Annotated in this window: 19 protein-coding genes; 14 read left to right on the top strand and 5 right to left on the bottom strand. The window is 50.1% G+C overall.

Features of this window, described 5'->3' with window-relative positions:
* Positions 1-9: 9 nt before the first annotated feature.
* From cntA to cntE, 6 genes are all read left to right on the top strand, one after another.
* Complete coding sequence (cntA, locus tag ACFSUC_RS05520) at positions 10-1,581, top strand: staphylopine-dependent metal ABC transporter substrate-binding lipoprotein (RefSeq protein WP_379928494.1); 1,572 nt, start codon at positions 10-12, stop codon at positions 1,579-1,581.
* Between the two features lie 12 nt (positions 1,582-1,593).
* The gene (opp1B, locus tag ACFSUC_RS05515) at positions 1,594-2,511 is read left to right on the top strand and encodes a nickel/cobalt ABC transporter permease (RefSeq protein WP_379928486.1); all 918 of its coding nucleotides are present in this window, start codon (positions 1,594-1,596) and stop codon (positions 2,509-2,511) included.
* A 72-nt stretch (positions 2,512-2,583) separates the two neighbouring features.
* Positions 2,584-3,444: a staphylopine uptake ABC transporter permease subunit CntC gene (gene cntC / locus ACFSUC_RS05510; protein ID WP_379928493.1), complete on the top strand. Its 861-nt coding sequence runs from the start codon at positions 2,584-2,586 to the stop codon at positions 3,442-3,444.
* Positions 3,441-4,280, top strand: a complete 840-nt coding sequence (cntD, locus tag ACFSUC_RS05505; RefSeq protein WP_379928485.1) for a staphylopine uptake ABC transporter ATP-binding protein CntD — start codon at positions 3,441-3,443, stop codon at positions 4,278-4,280. The genes cntC and cntD overlap by 4 nt, the downstream gene beginning before the upstream one ends.
* Positions 4,258-5,004 carry an ABC transporter ATP-binding protein gene (locus ACFSUC_RS05500; protein WP_379928484.1) on the top strand — a complete coding sequence of 249 codons (747 nt, stop codon included), beginning with the start codon at positions 4,258-4,260 and terminating at the stop codon, positions 5,002-5,004. The genes cntD and ACFSUC_RS05500 overlap by 23 nt, the downstream gene beginning before the upstream one ends.
* Before the next feature lie 49 nt (positions 5,005-5,053).
* Positions 5,054-6,280, top strand: a complete 1,227-nt coding sequence (gene cntE, locus ACFSUC_RS05495) for a staphylopine family metallophore export MFS transporter CntE (RefSeq protein WP_379928483.1) — start codon at positions 5,054-5,056, stop codon at positions 6,278-6,280.
* A 4-nt stretch (positions 6,281-6,284) separates the two neighbouring features.
* Here the strand turns inward: cntE and ACFSUC_RS05490 are convergent, their stop codons facing one another.
* The 3 genes from ACFSUC_RS05490 to ACFSUC_RS05480 form a co-directional block, all read right to left on the bottom strand.
* A complete protein-coding gene (locus tag ACFSUC_RS05490; RefSeq protein WP_379928482.1) occupies positions 6,285-6,953 on the bottom strand; it encodes a TetR/AcrR family transcriptional regulator in 669 nt (222 codons plus the stop codon).
* A 63-nt stretch (positions 6,954-7,016) separates the two neighbouring features.
* Positions 7,017-7,811: an ABC transporter permease subunit gene (locus ACFSUC_RS05485; protein ID WP_379928481.1), complete on the bottom strand. Its 795-nt coding sequence runs from the start codon at positions 7,809-7,811 to the stop codon at positions 7,017-7,019.
* Positions 7,812-7,860: 49 nt separating this feature from the next.
* Positions 7,861-8,733 (bottom strand): ABC transporter ATP-binding protein, encoded by an 873-nt coding sequence (locus tag ACFSUC_RS05480; RefSeq protein WP_379928492.1) that lies wholly within the window; start codon positions 8,731-8,733, stop codon positions 7,861-7,863.
* 196 nt (positions 8,734-8,929) lie between these two features.
* Here ACFSUC_RS05480 and ACFSUC_RS05475 point away from each other — a divergent pair, with 196 nt between their 5' ends.
* The 4 genes from ACFSUC_RS05475 (at position 8,930) to ACFSUC_RS05460 (ending at position 12,786) form a co-directional block, all read left to right on the top strand.
* Positions 8,930-10,363, top strand: coding sequence for a circularly permuted type 2 ATP-grasp protein (locus ACFSUC_RS05475; protein WP_379928480.1), 1,434 nt, complete (start codon positions 8,930-8,932; stop codon positions 10,361-10,363).
* Between the two features lie 22 nt (positions 10,364-10,385).
* The gene (locus ACFSUC_RS05470) at positions 10,386-11,351 is read left to right on the top strand and encodes an alpha-E domain-containing protein (RefSeq protein ID WP_379928479.1); all 966 of its coding nucleotides are present in this window, start codon (positions 10,386-10,388) and stop codon (positions 11,349-11,351) included.
* The gene (locus tag ACFSUC_RS05465; protein ID WP_379928478.1) at positions 11,351-12,214 is read left to right on the top strand and encodes a transglutaminase family protein; all 864 of its coding nucleotides are present in this window, start codon (positions 11,351-11,353) and stop codon (positions 12,212-12,214) included. The genes ACFSUC_RS05470 and ACFSUC_RS05465 overlap by 1 nt, the downstream gene beginning before the upstream one ends.
* 110 nt (positions 12,215-12,324) lie before the next feature.
* The gene (locus ACFSUC_RS05460) at positions 12,325-12,786 is read left to right on the top strand and encodes a DUF421 domain-containing protein (RefSeq protein WP_379928477.1); all 462 of its coding nucleotides are present in this window, start codon (positions 12,325-12,327) and stop codon (positions 12,784-12,786) included.
* A gap of 225 nt (positions 12,787-13,011) precedes the next feature.
* On the opposite strand, the gene ACFSUC_RS05455 is transcribed toward ACFSUC_RS05460, so the two are convergent.
* Positions 13,012-13,851, bottom strand: coding sequence for a hypothetical protein (locus tag ACFSUC_RS05455; RefSeq protein WP_379928476.1), 840 nt, complete (start codon positions 13,849-13,851; stop codon positions 13,012-13,014).
* Positions 13,852-14,144: 293 nt separating this feature from the next.
* Here ACFSUC_RS05455 and ACFSUC_RS05450 point away from each other — a divergent pair, with 293 nt between their 5' ends.
* From ACFSUC_RS05450 to ACFSUC_RS05440, 3 genes are all read left to right on the top strand, one after another.
* Entirely contained in the window at positions 14,145-14,573 is a 429-nt protein-coding gene (locus ACFSUC_RS05450) for a DUF2500 domain-containing protein (RefSeq protein ID WP_379928475.1), read from the top strand.
* 34 nt (positions 14,574-14,607) lie between these two features.
* Complete coding sequence (locus ACFSUC_RS05445) at positions 14,608-15,678, top strand: oxidoreductase (protein ID WP_379928474.1); 1,071 nt, start codon at positions 14,608-14,610, stop codon at positions 15,676-15,678.
* Between the two features lie 325 nt (positions 15,679-16,003).
* Positions 16,004-18,088: a sensor histidine kinase gene (locus tag ACFSUC_RS05440; protein WP_379928473.1), complete on the top strand. Its 2,085-nt coding sequence runs from the start codon at positions 16,004-16,006 to the stop codon at positions 18,086-18,088.
* Between the two features lie 8 nt (positions 18,089-18,096).
* Here ACFSUC_RS05440 and ACFSUC_RS05435 read toward each other — a convergent pair whose 3' ends face one another.
* Entirely contained in the window at positions 18,097-19,071 is a 975-nt protein-coding gene (locus ACFSUC_RS05435; protein WP_379928472.1) for a GntR family transcriptional regulator, read from the bottom strand.
* A gap of 234 nt (positions 19,072-19,305) precedes the next feature.
* On the opposite strand from ACFSUC_RS05435, the gene trxA reads away from it, so the two are divergent.
* A complete protein-coding gene (trxA, locus tag ACFSUC_RS05430) occupies positions 19,306-19,683 on the top strand; it encodes a thioredoxin (RefSeq protein ID WP_379928471.1) in 378 nt (125 codons plus the stop codon).
* The last annotated feature ends 187 nt before the right edge of the window (positions 19,684-19,870 follow it).

Genomic DNA, 19,870 nt, shown 5'->3' with positions numbered 1-19,870 from the left:
ACGGCCTTAATCGGTGCGAGTCTGATCGCCTTGTCGGCTTGTTCATCAGACAGCAAGCCTGCACAGGACGCCGAAGGAAAAACCCAACTGGTGTATGCGACAGCAAAAGATATTCAAGATATGAACCCGCACTTGTACGCTGGCTCCATGCCGGCGCAAGGAATGGTATACGAATCCCTGGTTGAGAACACGGAAGAAGGCATTAAGCCTTTGCTGGCCGAATCTTGGGAAATCTCTGAGGATGGCAAGCAATATACGTTTCATTTAAGAGAAGGGGTCACCTTCCATGATGGTGAGCCTTTTGATGCAGAAGCAGTTAAGAAAAATATCGAGGCTGTGCAGCGGAATGCAGAACGGCATGCCTGGATCAAATTGTCCTCACGCATTGCAAGCTGTGAGGTGATCGATACACATACGGTTCAACTCAACCTGACAGAACCGTATTATCCGACACTGGTGGAACTGTCGATGACGAGACCGTATGTGTTCCTTTCGCCCAAGGATTTTGTAGACGGTGAGACCAAAGACGGCGTAGAGCAGTTTCATGGTACGGGCCCGTATCAATTTGTAGAGCATGTGGTGGATCAGTACGCCACGTTTGAGGCAAATACGGCGTATTGGGGCGGCGCTCCGTCGGTGGATCGCATTACCGCGAAAGTGCTCCCAGCCGGAGAAACGACTTTGCTGGCGCTGCAAAAAGGAGAAATTAACTTTTTGTTCACCGATGATCGCGGTACAGACAGCATTGATGTGGATGCGATGAACCAATTGGCGGACACCGGCGAATTTCAGGTCGTGAGAAGTGAGCCGATGAATACGAAGATGATCGTAGCAAACAGCAGTAAAAAGGGTCACCCGATTCATGAACAAGCGGTTCGGGAAGCGATCTGGCATGCCATTGACAGGGATACCATTACGGCAAACATACTGAATGGGACGGAAACGACCGCACACACGCTCTTTGCTTCCAATGTGCTGAGTCAGGAGGTCAAACTGGAGAAACGGGAGTTTGATCTGGACAAAGCGAAGAGCTTGCTGGAATCGGCTGGATGGAAGCAGAATGAAGGCGAGGAAGTGAGAGCGAAGGAAGGTGTGCCGTTGTCCATGACCTTGTACTATGACAGCCATTCCTTGTCCCAGAAGATGCAAGCCGAGTTCATTCAAGATGCACTCAAGCAAATCGGGTTCTCCTTGGAGATATTAGGCGAAGAATCGACGTCCATTGCAAACCGGAGAGCAACGGGTGACTATGACATGCTGTTTAACCAAACCTGGGGTCTGGCCTATGATCCGCAAAGCACCATCGCGGCATTCACGACCGCTTCCTCTTATCTTCATACGACAAGCGGGATGAAGCAAGCGGAGGAGCTTTACCAGAAAATTGAGGATTTGATGAAGTCTGTAGAGGAACCGCAACGGCAGCAATTACTGTCTGATATTCTGACGATGGTCCATGAGGAAGCGGTATTTATTCCAATCTCCAACGGTCATGTCGTCATTGTAGCGCCTTCTGATTTAAAAGGCATTGATTTTAAGCAGACCCAATATGAAGTGCCGTTTGAGCGCATGTCTTTTGAATAGACGGGACGGGATATGAGAAGCCAGATTTGGAGCAGGATGCTGCTTGTCATTCCAATGCTGCTCATTGTTTCATTTATCACGTTCTTGTTAGTTCAATTTTCTCCCATGGACCCGGCAGAGGTCGTGCTGCAAGCCCAGGGGGTGCCGGAGATTACGGAAGAACTGCTGGCCGAGACCAGACAGGAATTAGGGATGGAGCGTCCTTTGTTGTACCGGTATGCAGACTGGCTGGCGGCAAGTGCAAGACTTGAATTTGGAGATTCTTATGTAACTGGAAAACCCATTTGGTCCCTTCTGTGGCCTGCACTGCTGAATACATGGAAGTTGACCCTCATTTCCTCTGTGATCGTGGTGATCGTCTCGGTATTGCTGGGTCTGATCTGTGCGCTTCACGAAGGAAAGCTGATCGACAGGTCGATTCGGGGCATGGCCTTTTTTCTCACCTCCATGCCCACGTTTTGGCTGGCTGCATGGATGATCTGGGGTCTCTCCGTTCAGTTGAATCTGTTACCGACTAGCGGCATGACATCCGTCTCCAGCTATATCCTTCCGGTAGCCTCTATCGTCATCGCCTATGCAGGGCTCTATTTCCGAAATATACGGACATCCGTTCTAGCCCAGATCAATGAGGATTACGTCCTGTATCAGCGGGCCTGCGGATTGCCCGAATGGAGAATCAGGATGCATGTGCTGAGGAATGCGATGCAGGTGGCGATTTCGATCTTTGCCATGGCCATCCCGACGATTATGGGAAGTACGGTGGTGATTGAAAATGTGTTTGCCTGGCCGGGCCTGGGCAGCTTGAGTGTCAAAGCGATATTGACCCGTGATTTTCCGTTAATACAGGCGTATGTACTGTTGATGGCAGTGTTTTTTATCTGCTTTAATCTGATCGCGGATCTGATTCATGCCGTCGTAAACCCGAAATGAGGAAGATATACGGGATACAAGTAACAAGAGACAAAAGACTAGAGAGAAGAGATGGGAGATGCGAGAAGCGTGATGGCAGTGTTAAGGAGGTTCACCACAGATAAACTGGCGGCAATTTCATGCTCGGTTCTCGTCCTTACTCTGATGTTCGGGCTGATGGCGCCATGGATCGCACCGCATGACCCATATGCCGTCCATATCGACCTGCGTTATGCGTCTGCTTCCTGGAGCTATCCACTCGGGAATGATCATCTCGGCAGATGCATCATGTCCAGACTAATCTATGGAATCCGTCCGAGCGTCATCTGGGTACTGGCAGCGCTGTTCCTTTCTGTTGGCATCGGGGCGTTGGCGGGATTTGTGGCCGGCTATTACAGAGGGAAGGTGGATGCAGTCCTGATGAGACTGTGTGATATCGTACTGTCATTCCCGGCCTATGTGACGACCCTTGCGGTTGTGGGGCTTTTGGGTGTCGGTCTTACGCATATCCTGATCGCATTTATTTTGGTCAAATGGGCCTGGTTTGCCCGGGTAATCCGAACGGCCGTGATGCAATATGCGGACATGGAATATGTGAAATTTAGCAAAGCGATCGGTACGCATGATGCGGTGATTATGATCAGGCACCTCGTGCCCGTTGCGACGCCGGACATTGCTGTTCTGGCCAGCAGTGCAATGGGTTCGATGATCCTGCAGATTTCCGGACTTTCTTTTCTGGGATTGGGGATTCAGGCACCCCAGGCGGAGTGGGGTATGATGCTGAATGAAGCGCGAGCCGTCATGTTTACGAGACCGGAGCTCATGCTGGCACCCGGCCTTGCCATCACCGTCGTGGTGTCCGCCTTTCATTTTCTGTCGGATGCGCTGCAGATTGCCCTTGACCCGAGACAAGTTTCTAGCAACCGAGCAGGCAGGAGGGAAATAGCCAAATGAGTGCAGAGCCGGTATTAAAGGTGGAGAATCTCCATGTTAAGGATGACAGAACAGGACGTGCGATTGTGCATAGCAGCTCCTTTCAGATCGAGCGGGGAAAGTGTCTGGCTATCGTCGGGGAAAGCGGCAGCGGGAAGTCGGTGACTTGCAGAGCCTTGATGAAATTGAACAAGCCCTGGCTTTGCCAGTCGGGACAGATCTTTGTCGCTGGCGAACCGCTGCATGATCTACCCGAGCACAAGATGAGGGAGAAGAGAGGCAGCAAAATGGGCCTGATTCCGCAAAACGGCATGAGCGCCTTTACGCCATCGGCCACGATTGGCGCGCAATTAAAAGAAATATTGAAGGGACATGTCAGCTGGTCGATGGCAGAGACGACTCAGAGAATTGGCGATGCCCTGGCACGTGTCAAGCTAGAACATCCGTCTGATATCCTGAAGAAATACCCGCATCAATTATCTGGCGGCATGCTGCAGCGGATCATGATTGCGCTGATGATCTTGCTGGAGCCGGATCTCGTGATTGCAGACGAACCAACATCAGCGCTGGATACCGTCACGCAAGCGGAAGTGGCAGAGCAATTCATCCGGCTTGTGAAGGAGCTGAAATGCGCGTTGCTGTTTGTCTCCCATGATTTGGGTGTGGTGCGGCAAGTAGCGGACGATGTGCTGGTCATGCGGCATGGCGTACTGGTAGAGAGAGGGTCCGTTGCCGACATTTTCGATCGTCCCAGACAGGCCTACACCAAACAGCTGGTCTTTGCCAAGCTGGAGCTGGCTGATCATTTTCATCAGGTGATGGGGAGGGCGTACCATGCTGAGCGTACATTCGGTTAACAAGTCCTATCTGATCGGCGGCAAATGGTCCAAGATCAGACAGCAAGTGCTGAAGGATATCCGGTTTCAATGTGCGGAAGGGGAATGTCTCGGCATTGTCGGAGAAAGCGGCAGCGGCAAATCGACGCTGGGACGCCTGCTTCTGGGCATGGAACGTCCGGATCAGGGGAGTATCTTATTTGACGGGAAGTCTGTAAGTGATCGAAAAACGCGCACGGGCAGCATGAGCGTGGTTTTCCAGGATTACAAGTCCTCCATGAATCCTTTCTATTCGATTGAGCAAGTAATCAGAGAGCCTTTGAGAAGGCAGAAATTGACCGCGAGAGAGCAAGACCGCAAGATCGATGATCTGTTATCCGTCGTCGGACTGGATCGCACCTTCCGCAAGAGATACCCGCATGAGCTGTCCGGTGGGCAGGCCCAGAGAGTATGTATAGCCAGAGCCATTTCGACAGAGCCCAGATGTCTCCTGCTAGATGAAGCGATCAGTTCGCTGGATGCCACCGTTCAAATTCAGATTTTGCATTTGCTGCAGCACTTGAAGCAGACGCTGCGGATCAGTTATCTGTTTATCACCCACGACATACAGGCTGCCGCCTATTTGTGCGACAGCATGCTTTTTCTCCATCAAGGTCAGGTCGTGGAGAAGATACGAACCCATCAACTGAAAGACGTGCAATCGGTTTATGCCCAAAAGCTCATCCACGCGATGGGCACGGGATAGAACATGGACTCGTGTTCACTGTATGGAGTCAACCAAAGGAGGGAATTGTGTGCGAGGAGCCTTATCCTTGCCTTTCTTGCGTCTGTATATGCTGGTTTTTCTTTACTTTAGCGCAAATGCCATTTTGAATGTATTCATCCCCTTGTATGGCCATTCAGAAGGTGTGAGCAACACAGGCATCGGACTCATTATGGGCGCCTACTTATTTACGACGATGTTCTTTCGTCCCTTTGCCGGTTATATGATTGAGAAGTATGGCGCGATCCGGGTATTGAAGCTGATTCTGCTGCTCAATGCGCTGGCGCTGCTGCTGTATACCTTTACCAGCCCGGTAGGGTTTGCAGGGGCCAGGATGCTGCAGGGAGTATGCACGGCCTTTTTCTCCATGGCGCTGCAGATCGGGATTATGGATGCCTTGCCGGAGAAAGAGCGGTCACAGGGGATTTCGCTCTATTCCCTGTTTTCCTATGTGCCGGGCATGATCGGGCCGCTATTGGCCCTGGCGATCTGGCAAAGCGGCATGACGTATTTCACCATCGTTATGATTTCGCTGGCGCTGCTGACGACGCTGACCGGATTCCAGACCCGATTAGGCCCGGAAGAGGGTAACGTTTCCCCGGAGCCATCCGAAGCGCAATCGCAATCGAAGCCGTCCGCTCCTGCAAGGCTGTCCTTCCGGCAGCTGATGAACCATCCCATGCTGCTCAGATGCAGCTTGTTGATGCTGGTTGCCTCGCTTGTATTCGGTTCGATCAGTACCTTTATTCCGTTATATGCGTTGGAGCTGGCTGCCGGAAATGCCGGGGTGTTTCTGATGCTTCAGGCCGGCGTCGTGGTGCTGTCCCGTTTCACGCTGCGCAAGCGAATCCCTTCAGACGGGAAGTGGCACCGGGGCTTCATCCTGCTCGTCATGGTCATGCTGGCGTCAGCGGCCATGTGCGTCAGTCTTTCTGCAGCAGGCGGTGTCCTGTTTTTCTATGCAGGTGCCTTGCTGACCGGACTGGTTCAGGCCCTGCTCTATCCGACCTTGACGACTTATCTAAGCTTTGCGCTCCCTCCTGAAAAACGAAATGTCCTGCTGGGCCTGTTCATTGCCTCAGCGGACTTAGGGATCTCGATGAGCGGCGTCGTGATGGGCCCCATTGCCGACTATTTCTCGTATACGTTCATGTATATGATCTGTGCGCTGCTGTGCATCCCCCTCCTGTTTCTAGGCTATGGTTCAGGACAGGGGAGGAGCGCCGCTGCAGCGGAGCGGATGGATGTTCAGGGATGAAGCATCAGAGACGAGGTGCTGCGGGGCCGGGGGAACGCGGTTCCTGATACACCCCGTACCTGATCATATCCATATAGGCATCCAGCTCAGGGATAAGCTGCTCCTGCACGGCTTCCATGCTGAGCTCATTGTTTTCCAGCAGCTTCAGATACTGCTGGGTTACCTGCTCAAGCACGATCATGGTCAGGTTCAGGACGCGGTCTGGTGATACATGCTCTTTCAGCAAGCTCGCATCCAGCATTTTGGCGAGAAAAGGCGGCCCGTACAGATCCTTGTTCTGCTGGAGCAACTGCAGCATCTCTTCCCTGACGGCGTGCGGAGGATGCAGCAGCGCATGCGTAACGAGCTTCGTTTCCTGCAAATGCTCGAACTGAATGCGCTGCTTGATCAGAATAACCTCCTTGATCCGATCGAAGAAATCCGCCGATTGCACCTGTTCAATGGCACTGAGTATTCGGTGAGCGAGGAACTGGTGTACATGCTTGATGACGTATACATACAGATTTTTTTTGTTTTTGAAGTAATGAAACAGAATGCCCTTGGAGATGCCTGCGCGTTTCGTAATCATATCTGTCGACGTTTTTTCATAACCGGTTTCAGCAAATGCTTCAATGCAGACAGCCAGAATTCGGTTTCGTTTCTCTTCGGGCAGCTTTTCAAACGCTTCGTACACCGACTATTCCTCCTTTCAGGTGATGGTGGGCCCAGACAGGCTCGGTGAATGCGTTGTCCTTCGTTACACCGCGATATCCTTTTTGCGGTAGGTGGAATACGTGAGCCCGATGCTGGCTGCAATCACAACAAGCATGAGAAAGGCATATAACGGACTCAGGGCAGATTCCTTGATAATATCTGCGGCATCCACGTATTTAAACAGACTCAGATACTTCAACCCTTCAAGCTGTTCCGTCATACCGGATACAATGCTCAGAAAATAGGAGATGAGCACGAGTCCCAACGATACGGCGGTAATGGTTCTGGATTTGCGCATAAAGCTGGACAGCAGAAAAGCCAAAGCCGCAAAGGTCAAGTGCATCAGTACCGTACCAAGAATGAGGAAAAGGAACGTAGAGAGTGCATAATCCTCACTGGAGAATTGAAAGCCGATCAGACTGACGATCATGATCAGCAGATTGAATATGAGAATGTGGGTGAGAACCGCACCCAGCTTTTCCGTCAGAATCTGACTGCGTGTAATCGGTTTGGACAGCAGGAATTCGATCGTTTTTTCATTCTCTTCCTTGGAGAGGATGTTCGATGCCAGCATGACGGCATAAATGCTCCCGAGGAGCGCCACCATGAAATGGATCTCTACCCCGTAGAAGCCGAGCAGAGATCCGAAGTCCAGATCATTCATGCCGAAAGCTTCCTTGAACGGTTCAGGATAAGCTTGCAGCAGCTCATCAATCATATCCTTGTTTTCCGTAAATTGCGGATAAATGCTGAGGGACATCAGGATCAGTCCGCATAATATCACACTCCAAATGAGCAAGGATTTCACATTTTTGCGCAGTTCGCGTTTATAGATCATGTTTCGGAATACCTCCTTTATTCGTGGAACCTGCTAGTGATGGAACGGGCTATTCGTAATAATGCATGAACACTTCCTCCAGCGAAGGCTCCTCGATCAGAATGTCCTTCACATCCATCTCCGCCAGTCGAATCATCAAATCCTTCATATGACCGTTGTACAGCAAGGTCAACTGATCACCCTGTTTTTGCTGCTGAATGATGCCTTCCAGCGACAGATTGTCTGCTTCATGGTCTGGAAGCACAAGCTTTACTTTTTTGAAATTGTTTTTGGTCAGCGCCTCGACGTGGTCGATCTGAACAATCTTGCCTTCCTTGATAATGGCCACGCGATCACACATCTTTTGTACCTCACTCAAAATATGCGAGGAGAAGAAGATGGTCGCGCCATTCTGGTTGGCCTCGCGCAGTAATTCGAAGAACGTATGCTGCATGAGCGGGTCCAGTCCGCTTGTCGGTTCATCGAGAATGAGCAGCTTGGGCTCATGCAGCAGTGCCTGGATGATCCCGACTTTCTTGCGGTTCCCGAAGGACAGATCCTCTATCTTCTTGTGCAGGTCAAGTTGCAGCCTTTCAGCCAGCTCCTGAATGCGTTGCGTATGTGCGTATTGCTGGAACTTGGCTGAATAAGTCAAGAGATCGAGTGCGCGCATATCGTCATAATAGTGAACCTCAGACGGCAGATAGCCGACCATCTTCTTGATCTCCTTCGTCTCCGATACAATGTCCTTGCCGAAAATGGCGGCACTGCCGCTCGTGGGGAAAATAAAATTCAGCAAGGTTCGGATCGTCGTACTCTTGCCTGCGCCATTCGGTCCGATAAACCCGAAAATTTCCCCCTGATCAATGGAAAAGCTGACATCTTCGATTCCTCTACTCTTTTTGTAAAACTTCGTCAATTGTTTGATTTCCACGGCTTTCACTGTCATGTGGTCATTCCCTCCTTCACGAGGATGTATTGACTTGTGAGTCAACCCCAGTATAAGGCAGATTGACTTCCCAGTCAATAGGAGGTCAAAATAGATACGGATCAAGAGAAAGTTGCAGGGAAGGCTGATATTCTTCCTTTTTGATCCATATCATGTATGGAGGGATCATCACGGGTAGAGGAGGTCGTCTATGTTAAGGAATTATGAGGTAGGGCATTTTTTTGATGAGATGATGCTGGAGAATGACCGTCCCCGCTCGCACTATGAACAGCTTTACAAACAGCTGGCCCAGTTTTCCAACTTCGAGTGCCGGCATCGCAATGAGCTGGCCCAGCAGAGCTTTTTAAGGAGAGGCATCTCCTTTACGGTTTATAATGATGAGAAGCAGGGAATGGAGCGGACCATGCCGTTTGACTTTGTTCCCAATATCATTCCGCAGGAAGAATGGTGCCAACTGGAGGCAGGCTTGATTCAGCGAGTTCGAGCCCTGAATGCTTTTTTGCAAGATATTTATACCGATCAACAAATTCTCCACGATGAAGTCGTGCCAAGACAGCTCGTCGTAGGCAGTCCTTATTTTTGCCATCCCGTGGCGCAGAAACATTTTGTCAATCGCAATCATATCTTTCTAGCCGGGATTGATCTCATTCGTGACCATCAAGGGAAATATTTCATCCTCGAAGACAACCTGCGCAACCCCTCCGGGCTCTCCTATGTATTCCAGAATCGATACTGCATGAGAAAGGTCTTTCCTGAAATGTTCCAGCATTATGCGGTACGGGCGCTGGAAAAACAGTTTACCTACCTGCTCTCCGCATTAGAAGAATTTGCTCCTTACCACAAGAAAAACCCCAAAATCGTCCTGTTGACGCCCGGTATCTATAATTCGGCCTATTTTGATCACAGCTTTCTCGCCCAGCAGATGGGGATTGACCTTGTTGAAGGACGAGACCTGCTCGTACAGGATCGCAAAGTCTATATGAAGACGACCAAGGGATTAAAGCAGGTGGATGTCGTTTACCGCCGACTGGATGATGATTACCTGGATCCTCTGGAATTTCGTGCGGATTCCATGCTGGGTGTGGCCGGACTTGTGGATGCCAATCGGGCCGGGAATGTTTCGATCCTCAATGGAATGGGAAATGGCGTAGCGGATGATAAAGCGATCTATGCGTATGTGCCTGCCATGATTCGTTATTATTTGAATGAAGCGCCGATGATCGATAATGTGCAGACGTATTTGCTGTCTGATCCGGATGAGAGGCAGTATGTGCTGGAGCATTTAAGCGAGCTTGTCGTGAAGCCTGTCGATGGGTCTGGCGGCTACAATATGCTGATTGGACCCGAGGCTGGTGAAGAGGAGATGGAATCGTTTCGTCAGGCCATTAAACGGCGTCCGGAAGCGTATATTGCCCAGCCGACCATTTCGCTCTCACGGATTCCCACCTTTGTAGAGGATGAATTTTCAGGCTGTCATGTTGATCTTCGTCCATTTGTCATTATGGGAGAGAAGCCCCGAGTCATCCCGGGCGGCTTGACGAGAGTCGCGCTGAAAAAAGGCTCACTTGTCGTCAATTCGTCCCAAGGAGGCGGAGGCAAGGACACCTGGGTACTGGAAAAATAGCCTATGCGGAGGAGGAGGTAATATGCTAAGTCGTGCAGCGGATTCGTTGTTTTGGATGGCGCGCAATATTGAACGAGCGGAGAACAATGCGCGTCTGATTGATGTGAATCTGGAGAGTATGCTGGAAAATGTCGATCCCTCCGGGGATTCAGAAGGCGACAACTGGGAAGCCATTTTGCGTATTAACGGCTATGTGCAACCCTATTATCAGCTTTATGAATGTTGCAACACACGTGATGTCATGAACTTCGTTACTTTTTCTACCGATAATCCGAACTCCATCTTGCAGAGTGTGGAGATTGCCCGCGAGAATGCGCGCACCATTCGCGGGATCATTCCGCAGGAGTTGTGGGAGCTGCTGAATTCTTTCTTTTTACGCATGAAGGAGTATCCGGTTAAACAGTGGGAAATGGACAGCATTCATCAATTTTTTCAAATGGTCAAGGATCAATCGCTGCACTTTCAGGGGATCGTGGATGCCATCATGTTTCGCGGAGATGCGTACACCTTTATCAAGCTTGGTAAGTGGCTGGAACGCGCAGAGAAAACCGCGCGTATTCTGGATATATACTACCATAAGAAACCGATCAGCACGCTGAATCCAGATATAGTGGAACATCATAACTGGTGGTCTGTTCTCCATATGTCCAGCGGCTACGAGGCCTATCTCGAGCAGTACCGTTCCTATTTGAAACCAGAGAAAGTTGTGGAATTTCTCCTGTTCAATGAAACCTTTCCCCGCTCGATTCGCTATTGCATCGAGCAGTTGATGCTTTCTTTCGATGATTTGGAGCAGGGCAAGATTCAGCCTTATAACCGCAGCCTGTACATAGAGCTTGGCAAGCTGCATGCCTATGTGAAATACGGGTCGGTGGAAGAGGTGATCCAGATCGGCGCGCATGAATATTTCCGCATGATTCAAAAGAGCTGTAATCAAATCGGGCAGCTGATTCGCAAAACCTACTACTTGGGAGAGATTGATGGCTGATGCTATACGTGGTCGAGCAAGTCACGCACTATCAATATGAGAGCACGGTAACAAGCAGTATCAATAAATGCAGAATGATGCCCATTCAGGACTTTGAGCAGCGATGCCTCTCCTACGAGCTGGAGGTTGATCCGCAGACCACGGTATACCATCATCAAGACTACTGGCACAATCCGGTTCAGACATTTTACATTCATGTTCCGCATGAGGAACTGCGTATTGTCACGAGATCAGTGGTTCGACTGTCGAGGCAGGTTCCGACGGAGTCAATGGCCTGGAGTTTTCGGGAGAGCCTTGCGCTTTTCGGAAATCGCAGCTTTCAGGGGAAGTATGCGGAATTTCTGCAAACGACCGCCTATACGAAGCTGGATCAAGAGGCTGCGCGTCAGGTCAGTGAGCCAATCTGGCAGCAATCCCGCCATCCCTTGGCGTTTGTGAAGGAGCTCAACCGCTATATTTATCAGCATTTTTCTTATGAGGCAGGCACATCGACCGTACATTCAACCGCACAGGATTTATGGGACAAGAGGAAAGGGGTTTGCCAGGACTTCACTCATTTTATGCTGGCGATTTGCCGATATCGGGGTATTCCTGCGAGATATGTGAGCGGCTACGTATACTGCGGCGAGGATGCCGCTATGAGAGGCGATTCGGCGACGCATGCCTGGGTGGAAGTCTACATCCCCGGAATTGGATGGGTCGGCTTTGATCCGACCAATCACAAATATGCGGTTAATCAGCATATTCGGATGGCCATCGGCAGAGACTACCTGGACATTGTGCCGCTCAAGGGGGTGTATGAAGGGGGAAAACAAACGCTGTCTGTCAAAGTAAGCATTCACCTGCAACAGGAGCGCGGGTGAGGCCTTTTTGTGAAGGGAACAGGATCACGGGTCCAGAGATCTGTGGTCTTTTTTTTGTATACATATGGGCATACTGGTACTCGGAAAAGATTGTGAAAGGAGCAATGGGCATGGAAGATTACATGTTGACGTTTGTGAAGGCATTGGGTATGTTTGCCGTGGGGATGATCGCCTTTCGGATCATGGGCAGTCAATCAGTAGGAAGGCTGACCGATTTCGATCTGGTCGTGGTGATCGCCATTGGCGCCCTGATCGGAGATGTTCTGGCAGACCAGGAATTGAACCCGTTTGTTTCCCTCGTGGCGATCGGTGCGCTGGTGCTGGCTCAGGTCGTCATGAGCTTCCTTGCGATGAAGAGTAGCTGGATTGAAAAGGTCGTCATGGGCAGGCCAATCCGGGTGATTCATCATGGCAAAGTGATCAGGAGCGGCTTGCGCAAGGCTCGCTTGACCGAGGACAGCCTCATGCAGGAATTGCGAACCAAAGGCATTGCCTCACCGGCAACGGTAAAAGAGGCTTATCTGGAACCCGCAGGCAAGATTAGTGTCATCGAGGATATGAAGTCTTCCTGACAAAATCAAGCATCTGCCTGACCAAAAACGAAACATGGGACAACGGTGGTGCGTAATACTTTATGGGAGAGGGAAAAGTTGCTTGATTTCCGCCGCTTTCACGGTCATGCGGTTTCCCTCCTGCACGAGGATGTATGGACTTCGAAGTCAATGGTTGCTATTTTCATAGGCCGGGCGGGTGATTGCATTCGCCATCATAGCGTGTATGGAGAAGGGATGCATGTATTAGTGAGGGAGGCTTTTTCGCTTAATCACGTACAGGACCGCACCGATCCCCCCTATACCAGCGATAATCAATAGATAGCTTGGCGAAAATGACTGAGGTTCAACCATTGAGGCAGCATTGGATGAAGATAGACCTTCCGTACTTCCATAGACGAATTTTTGATTTTCGATTAGCGTTTGATTCGCTTCAACATTTTGCTTGATTTGTTTTACGTATTCCATGGATGGATGCAGTTCAATACCCTGATCGTTCCCTGTGGAGGCGGGTACGAATGTTGCTAATTCTTCTCCGTTTTCTAGTTCTGTGAATATCCATTTTTCAGTATTGAAAAGAACGACATGTAACTTTTCAACCTGCTCTTTCTGAACTTTACTCGCTAATTCTTTTTTGAAATCCGTCACGGCCTTTTTGAAATGTTCTGCATTTCCTCCAAACTCGGTCATTACATAATGACCAGAGGGTTGCTTCGACACAGTCAAGAAAATGGTAGGAAGTTCATGTAAGTACACAATAAAATCCCACCTATTTAAAGATTCAGTGATATGGCTCAAATGTCTATTCTTTTTGTCTTTTACTTTGTTGACGTTTATACCCATAATCGGATACGCTTCTCCTAAAGAGAGTTGTTCAATATCATCTGCAGTGCGAAACCCAAATTCCTGAGGATTTGCAGCGGCCATTTCTTTATAGGTCGTGAACCCTGTCTCTGCCGCAGATTGTACTTCAACGGGCATGATGACAGACGTTTCAGAGGCAAATCCAGCATTTTTTTCAGAAGCAAATCCAGTATGTACGGAAAGCAAAAACAGCATGCAAACGAATAAACGAGTGGGTTTCATCACATTTTCTCTCCCTATTATAAATGAACTGTAACGATCGGATGCAGAACCGCCTGCAGGTATGGAATAAAGCATCTGCGCAGGTATAATCATAGACTGCATTTGTCTCCGAAATGTTACAGCCCTAAGGAAAAATGGATAAAAAACCACGGATGTGTCATTAAGAATATGAAGTCTTCCTGACAAAATCAAGCATTTGCCTGACCAAAAACGAAACATGGGACAACGGTGATGCGTAATACTTTAGGGAGAGGGAAAAATTGCTTCATTTTTCACGAGGGGGAGAGGTGTCCATGGGGTTTGAGAATTCTTTTTTTCCGGATGATGGTTTGTTTCGGACGATGTTCATGATTATCATGTTCGGCTTTGTGCTCTTCTTCGTTATGATCTTGTTTTCCATTGTAAAGGGTGTCGGGCAGTGGCGCTACAACAATAATCAACCCGTGCTGTCGATACCGGCCAAGGTGGTAGGCAGACGAACCGATGTGAGCAGAAGGGGCGGTCACAGTCATCATCACGACGGGCATGTACATAGCACCAGCTCCGTTCATACCCAATACTTCGTTACGTTCGAGGTAGAGAGCGGAGACCGGATGGAATTTATGGTCGATGGAGAGGATTACGGCTTGCTGATTGATGGGGATGTGGGGAAGCTGACCTTTCAGGGGACGAGGTACAAGGGCTTTGAACGAAATGTGAAGACGGCTTCATCCTACATATGAATCGCTCATAAGGAGCGAAGGGGAGGAATGGATAATGGGGAAACAGCGCGTGGGCGTTGGATTGATTGGCTTTGGAGGAGCAGGCCAGGTATTTCATGCTCCGATTATTGAAGCCGTGGAAGGGCTGGATCTGGTCAAGATCCGCACGACCAATCAGGCGCACATCGAACAGTGTCAGCAACGCTATCCGCAGGCGCAAATTGTAGCGGACAGTGAGGAGATCTTTACAGATCCGCAGATTGAGGTCGTGGTGGTTAGTACACCAAACGGGTCGCATTTTGAACTGACGGAACGTGCGCTGCGCGCTGGCAAGCATGTCGTCGTGGAGAAGCCGTTTACTATTACATCAGCAGAAGCAGATGCTTTGATTGAACTGGCACAGCAGCAGGAGCGGCTGTTGACCGTTCATCATAACCGTCGCTGGGACAGTGATTTCAGAACGGTGTCCTCGATCGTAGAGGCAGGCATGCTTGGTCGGCTGGTCGAAGTCGAGATGCACTATGACCGTTTTCGAAATTGGCTGAAAGAGGGGGCATGGCGGGAGAAAGAGGGAGCAGGCACCGGGATCTTGTATGATCTCGGCTCCCATCTCATCGATCAGGCCCAATGCCTGTTTGGCTTGCCCACTGCGGTAACGGCCGATTTAAGAATGCAGCGCACCGGAGCGAAAACGGTCGATCAGTTCGAGGTCGTCCTTCATTATGACGATTTGAAGGTCACCTGCAAGTCCGGCATGCTGGTCAGTCAGCCGGGTCCGCATTTTACGGTGCTGGGCGAGCGTGGATCGTTTGTCAAATACGGCATGGATGAGCAGGAAGAAGCGCTCAAGGGAGGCCGTTCTCCTGTCGGGGATGCCCAATGGGGGCAAGAGCCAGAATCCCTTTGGGGACAGGTATACATGGAGCAGCACGGACTGGTTGTACGGGGTCAGGTCGAGAGCATGCCAGGAGACTATCGGCTCTTCTACCAGAACGTATATGAGGCCGTGCTAGGCAAGGCGGAATTGGCGGTCACTGCGGTGCAGGCCAGAAACACCATTCGTTTGATTGAGTTGGCGATGCAGAGTGATGCGGAAAAACGAACGGTTATGGTTTCGAACGAATAGGGTGCATGGAGGCAGGAAAATCGTATCGAAAAGGCTGGAAATCGGTTGCAGACAGACCGATTTTCAGTCTTTTTTTTGCTGTCTGAAATGCGAGTAACCTCACCTGCCTGAATGCGAACATTTTCATCTGTCTGAAATGCGAGCATCTTTGTTTGTCTGGATATTCGCATTTTGGCTTGACTGAAATGAAAATTAATGAATATTTTAGCGAGCGATTCCAGTTGCGTCTGTATACTAGAATTAAACAGCAGAGCCACGTGCACTCCAATGACTCCATGGACGCGAAGGGTGCGGAATAAGGAAGGAAGGCTGGAATCAATAGCTTATGAGTATGAAACGGACCTTTCAATTTATTACGTCGGTGGGCATGGTCGTGCTGGTGATGGCGGTGATCGGCTCAGCGATGCTGATGACTCATGATGATATGCCTGCAGCCGATGATGGGGTGCTGGATATTCGGGAATGGGATTTTCATGCGGATGGCCATGTGAATATGGCCGGGGAGTGGAGCTTTTATGGTGAAGAGCTGTTGCGTGCGGACACCTTATCAGAGCGAGCAGCCCAGCCTGAGCGGATAGAAGTGCCCAAGTCCTGGAATCAGCAGGAATTGAATGGAATCGATCAGGGATACGGGTACGGAACGTATCGTCTGCAGTTGCTGCTGCCTGAAGCGGGTGTGAAATACGGGTTGAAAATTCCCTCCATGTCCACTTCTTATCGTCTCTACGTGGAGGATCAGCTTGTAGCGGGAGCGGGGGCAATCGGCACAAGCAGAGCGGATACCACGCCTCATTACATCCCTCGCATCGGTTTCTTCATCCCTCCATCCAGCCAGGTTGAAGTGATCATTCAGACGGCTAACTATGAGCATGTGCGGGGCGGTCTCTGGCTGCCCGTGCAGCTGGGTCTGTATGAGGAGCTGCTGCGAGCAGACAAGCGCGCCCTCGGTCTGGATCTTTTCTTCTACGGAGCGCTCATGATCATTGGCGTCTATCATTTGATCCTGTACGGGTTTCGCCGCAAGGACCCGTCAACGATGTGGTTTGGTGCCTTTTGCCTGCTGCAGGCGCTGCGGACGATTTTAGTGGGTGAAAATTTCTTTATGCAAATGTTTCCGGGTGTGCAGTGGGATGTGTATCTGCGCCTCGATTATTTGACCTTTTATGTGGCCTTGCCCTTGGGGGTGACCTTTGCCTATTCGTTGTTCCCGGAGGAAATGTCGCGAAAGGTATTGAGATTGTCCCAAAGCGTTGGCGTTGGCTTTGGCCTGTTCGTGCTGACTGCGCCGCCGCGCGTTTTTACCGCTTGGAACTGGCTCTATCAATGGCTCACCGTCTTGACCTGCCTGTATGTGCTGATGGTGCTGATCATTGCCATTCGGCGCAGGCGGGAAGGGGCAAGACTTCAGTTTGTATGGGCGCTGTTTTACATCGCCACTGTTTATTTGGATATCTTGTACTATCATGAATTTTTTGCGACGGGCGAGTTTGCCTCGCTCGGGTTATTCGTAGGGATGGGGACACAGTCTCTGATCATTGCCCGTCGTTTTTCCCGCGCATTCGAAAAGGTGGAGAGCATGTCAGCAGAGCTGAAGCAGATGAATGACGGGCTGGAGCGCAAGGTAGAGAAGCGCACAGAAGAACTGGCGATGGTTGAATATTCAAGGCGGCAGTTGATCAGCAACATCTCCCATGATTTGAAGACGCCGATCACCTTGATTGCCGGCTATGTGGAGGCATTGCAAAACGGCGTGGTGGAGGAAGAGGACCGCAAGCAAAAATATCTGAAGGTAATCGAGACGCGGGTGAAGAGTCTTCATCATCTCATTGAGGATTTGTTTGAGCTGAGCAAGCTGGAAGCCGGACAGACTTCCTTTCACTTTAAAAGGATGACCATCTCAGCCTTTAGAAAGCAGTTCGCCCATCGCTATGAGCTGGATGTGGTCGATGCGGGCTTTGTGTATAAGACGAATGAGCAGGATACTGAGCCTTCCATAGAAGACAGTTTTATGGTCAGGGTGGATGCCTTTCGGATGGATCAAGTCTTCACCAACCTGATTCACAATGCCCTCAAATTTGTGTCGGCCAAGCCGGGAGAGGTCCAACTTCATATGCATGCGAAGCTGTATGAGATCCCTCTGTTGAATGACAAGCAGAACATATACGGAGAACTGCAAATCGAAGTGGAGGATAATGGACAAGGCATTGATGCAGCAGACATGCCTTACATCTTCGACCGCTTTTACAAACAAGACAAGGTACGCAACAGCGCTAATGACGGCCGGGGCCTTGGACTGGCGATTGTGAAAGAGATTGTGGAACGGCATCAGGGGAGAATTACGGTATGTACGAAGCATCCGCAGGGCACCCGATTCACGATAACCCTGCCGATGACATCAGCTACTTCATAGAACGCTGGTTATTTCAATTCCTCTTTGTGTGACAGCTCCTTCAGCAAACGCTCGCTGCTTTTCTCCAGGACGAGCGGATACAGCTTGACCTTGCCGGGGGCGACTTCATGCAGCTGTTCATAGATTGCGCCGGACGCGTAAACGGTATCCGCCTTTTCCATCTGCGCCAGCAGCTCCTCGCGATGATTCCAGCCTTGCGGCACACAGTCGAGATTGTGAAGACCTGCATCCTTGACACGCTCGGACATCCACTGACCGCCTTTCTTGCCCAGACAGGCAAAAACGACCTTGGCTCCTTGGCTTAACTGGGCCATTTGCAGCAGGGCAGCCGTATCTACGGTCGCTCCGATCGTCACCAGCATGTGCTGCTTGCCGGGGAGCAGCTTCCGAACCTCATCGGAATGATTAAGCGTCGCCACAATCCAATCGGCTTGCTGGACGGCTTTTTGCCATTCCCGGGGTTGGCTCTCCGCTTCCTGCAAACAGAAGAAATCCACCTGAGCGCCCGTATGCCGGGCTACTTCTCTCTGATAGAAACCATAATCATGTTCCTTGCATTCGACAAACAGAATGCGCATGCCCGGTGCGGCCGCGGGTTCGAATAATTGAATATAGGCGGTGCCAGCGGTGACGAACTCTTCCAATGACAATCCCTGTTCCTTGGCTTCATTGGTCATGTGCGCCATCAGGGCATGCATGTGCTTGCGATCACGCCGCAGCTTGGCAACGTGCTCATTATCCAGCACTTCCGTGCCGCGTCCTTTTTGAATGGATACGATTCTCTCGTCCCGCAATTGGGTATATACCAAATGAACGGTATTCCGGTTTACCTTGAGTACATCCGCCAGCTGTGCAGCGGGGGGGAGCAATTCTCCGGACCTGATTTCATTCAGGCCGATGAGCCATTTCAACTGTTCCTTGATCTGTGTGTTCAGACAAACCGCAAATTGGGGGTCAGCCTGAAGCAGCAGATTGTTCTTCATCTTGCTTCACCTCACATATCGTACCTTTGTACGCAACAGGATGTCAGATGTCATCTGAATATAGATTGGCTACCTGATTGGTTTGCCTGACTTCATTATATACCTAATCCACTAGGTTTTACAAAGCACTTGCATCCAGTAAGGCTTATTCGTAAAAGATTTTGGAGGATCTGTTGACAAAGCAGTAAATGATCAGTATGATAGGAATATAAATAACTAATCTATTAGGTATTTATGATCACGGGTGGCTTTGCACACCCTTATCATCATACAAAGAAGGAGTGGTTATCCATGGCAGCAAAAGCATTAACGACAGAAACATTTAATCAGGAAGTCAGTGAAGGTGTCGCATTGGTTGATTTCTGGGCCCCTTGGTGCGGACCTTGTAAAGTACAGCTACCGATCGTGGAAGAATTGGCAGGAGAATTGGAAGGCAAGGCAACCATTGCGAAAGTCAATGTAGATGACAACGGAGATTTGGCTGCACAATACGGCATCTCCAGCATTCCAACTTTGCTTCTATTCAAGGATGGTGAGCTGGCAGAAACGATGGTCGGCTTGAAGAACAAAGCAGAACTTTCCGATAAATTGAATCGCCTGATGCAAGCCTAAGTCAGGCTTCAGGCAGGATGACAACGAAATAGTCAGGTCATAGGAGGGCTGTTGTTCCCGATTGAACTGCTCCCCGTCAAGTAGACAGATAAAATAATAAAACTGTATTCATTGGGCTCCGTCAATCACGGAGTCCATTTTATGCTGCATTTGCGAGCATTTGGCGGTACGTCATCGGAGACATTTT

It is taken from the genome of Marinicrinis sediminis (genome assembly GCF_042685085.1).
GTDB lineage: Bacteria > Bacillota > Bacilli > Paenibacillales > KCTC-33676 > Marinicrinis > Marinicrinis sediminis.
Note: the sequence above shows the minus strand (reverse complement) of the source record. Positions and strands in the feature narration are given on the sequence as shown.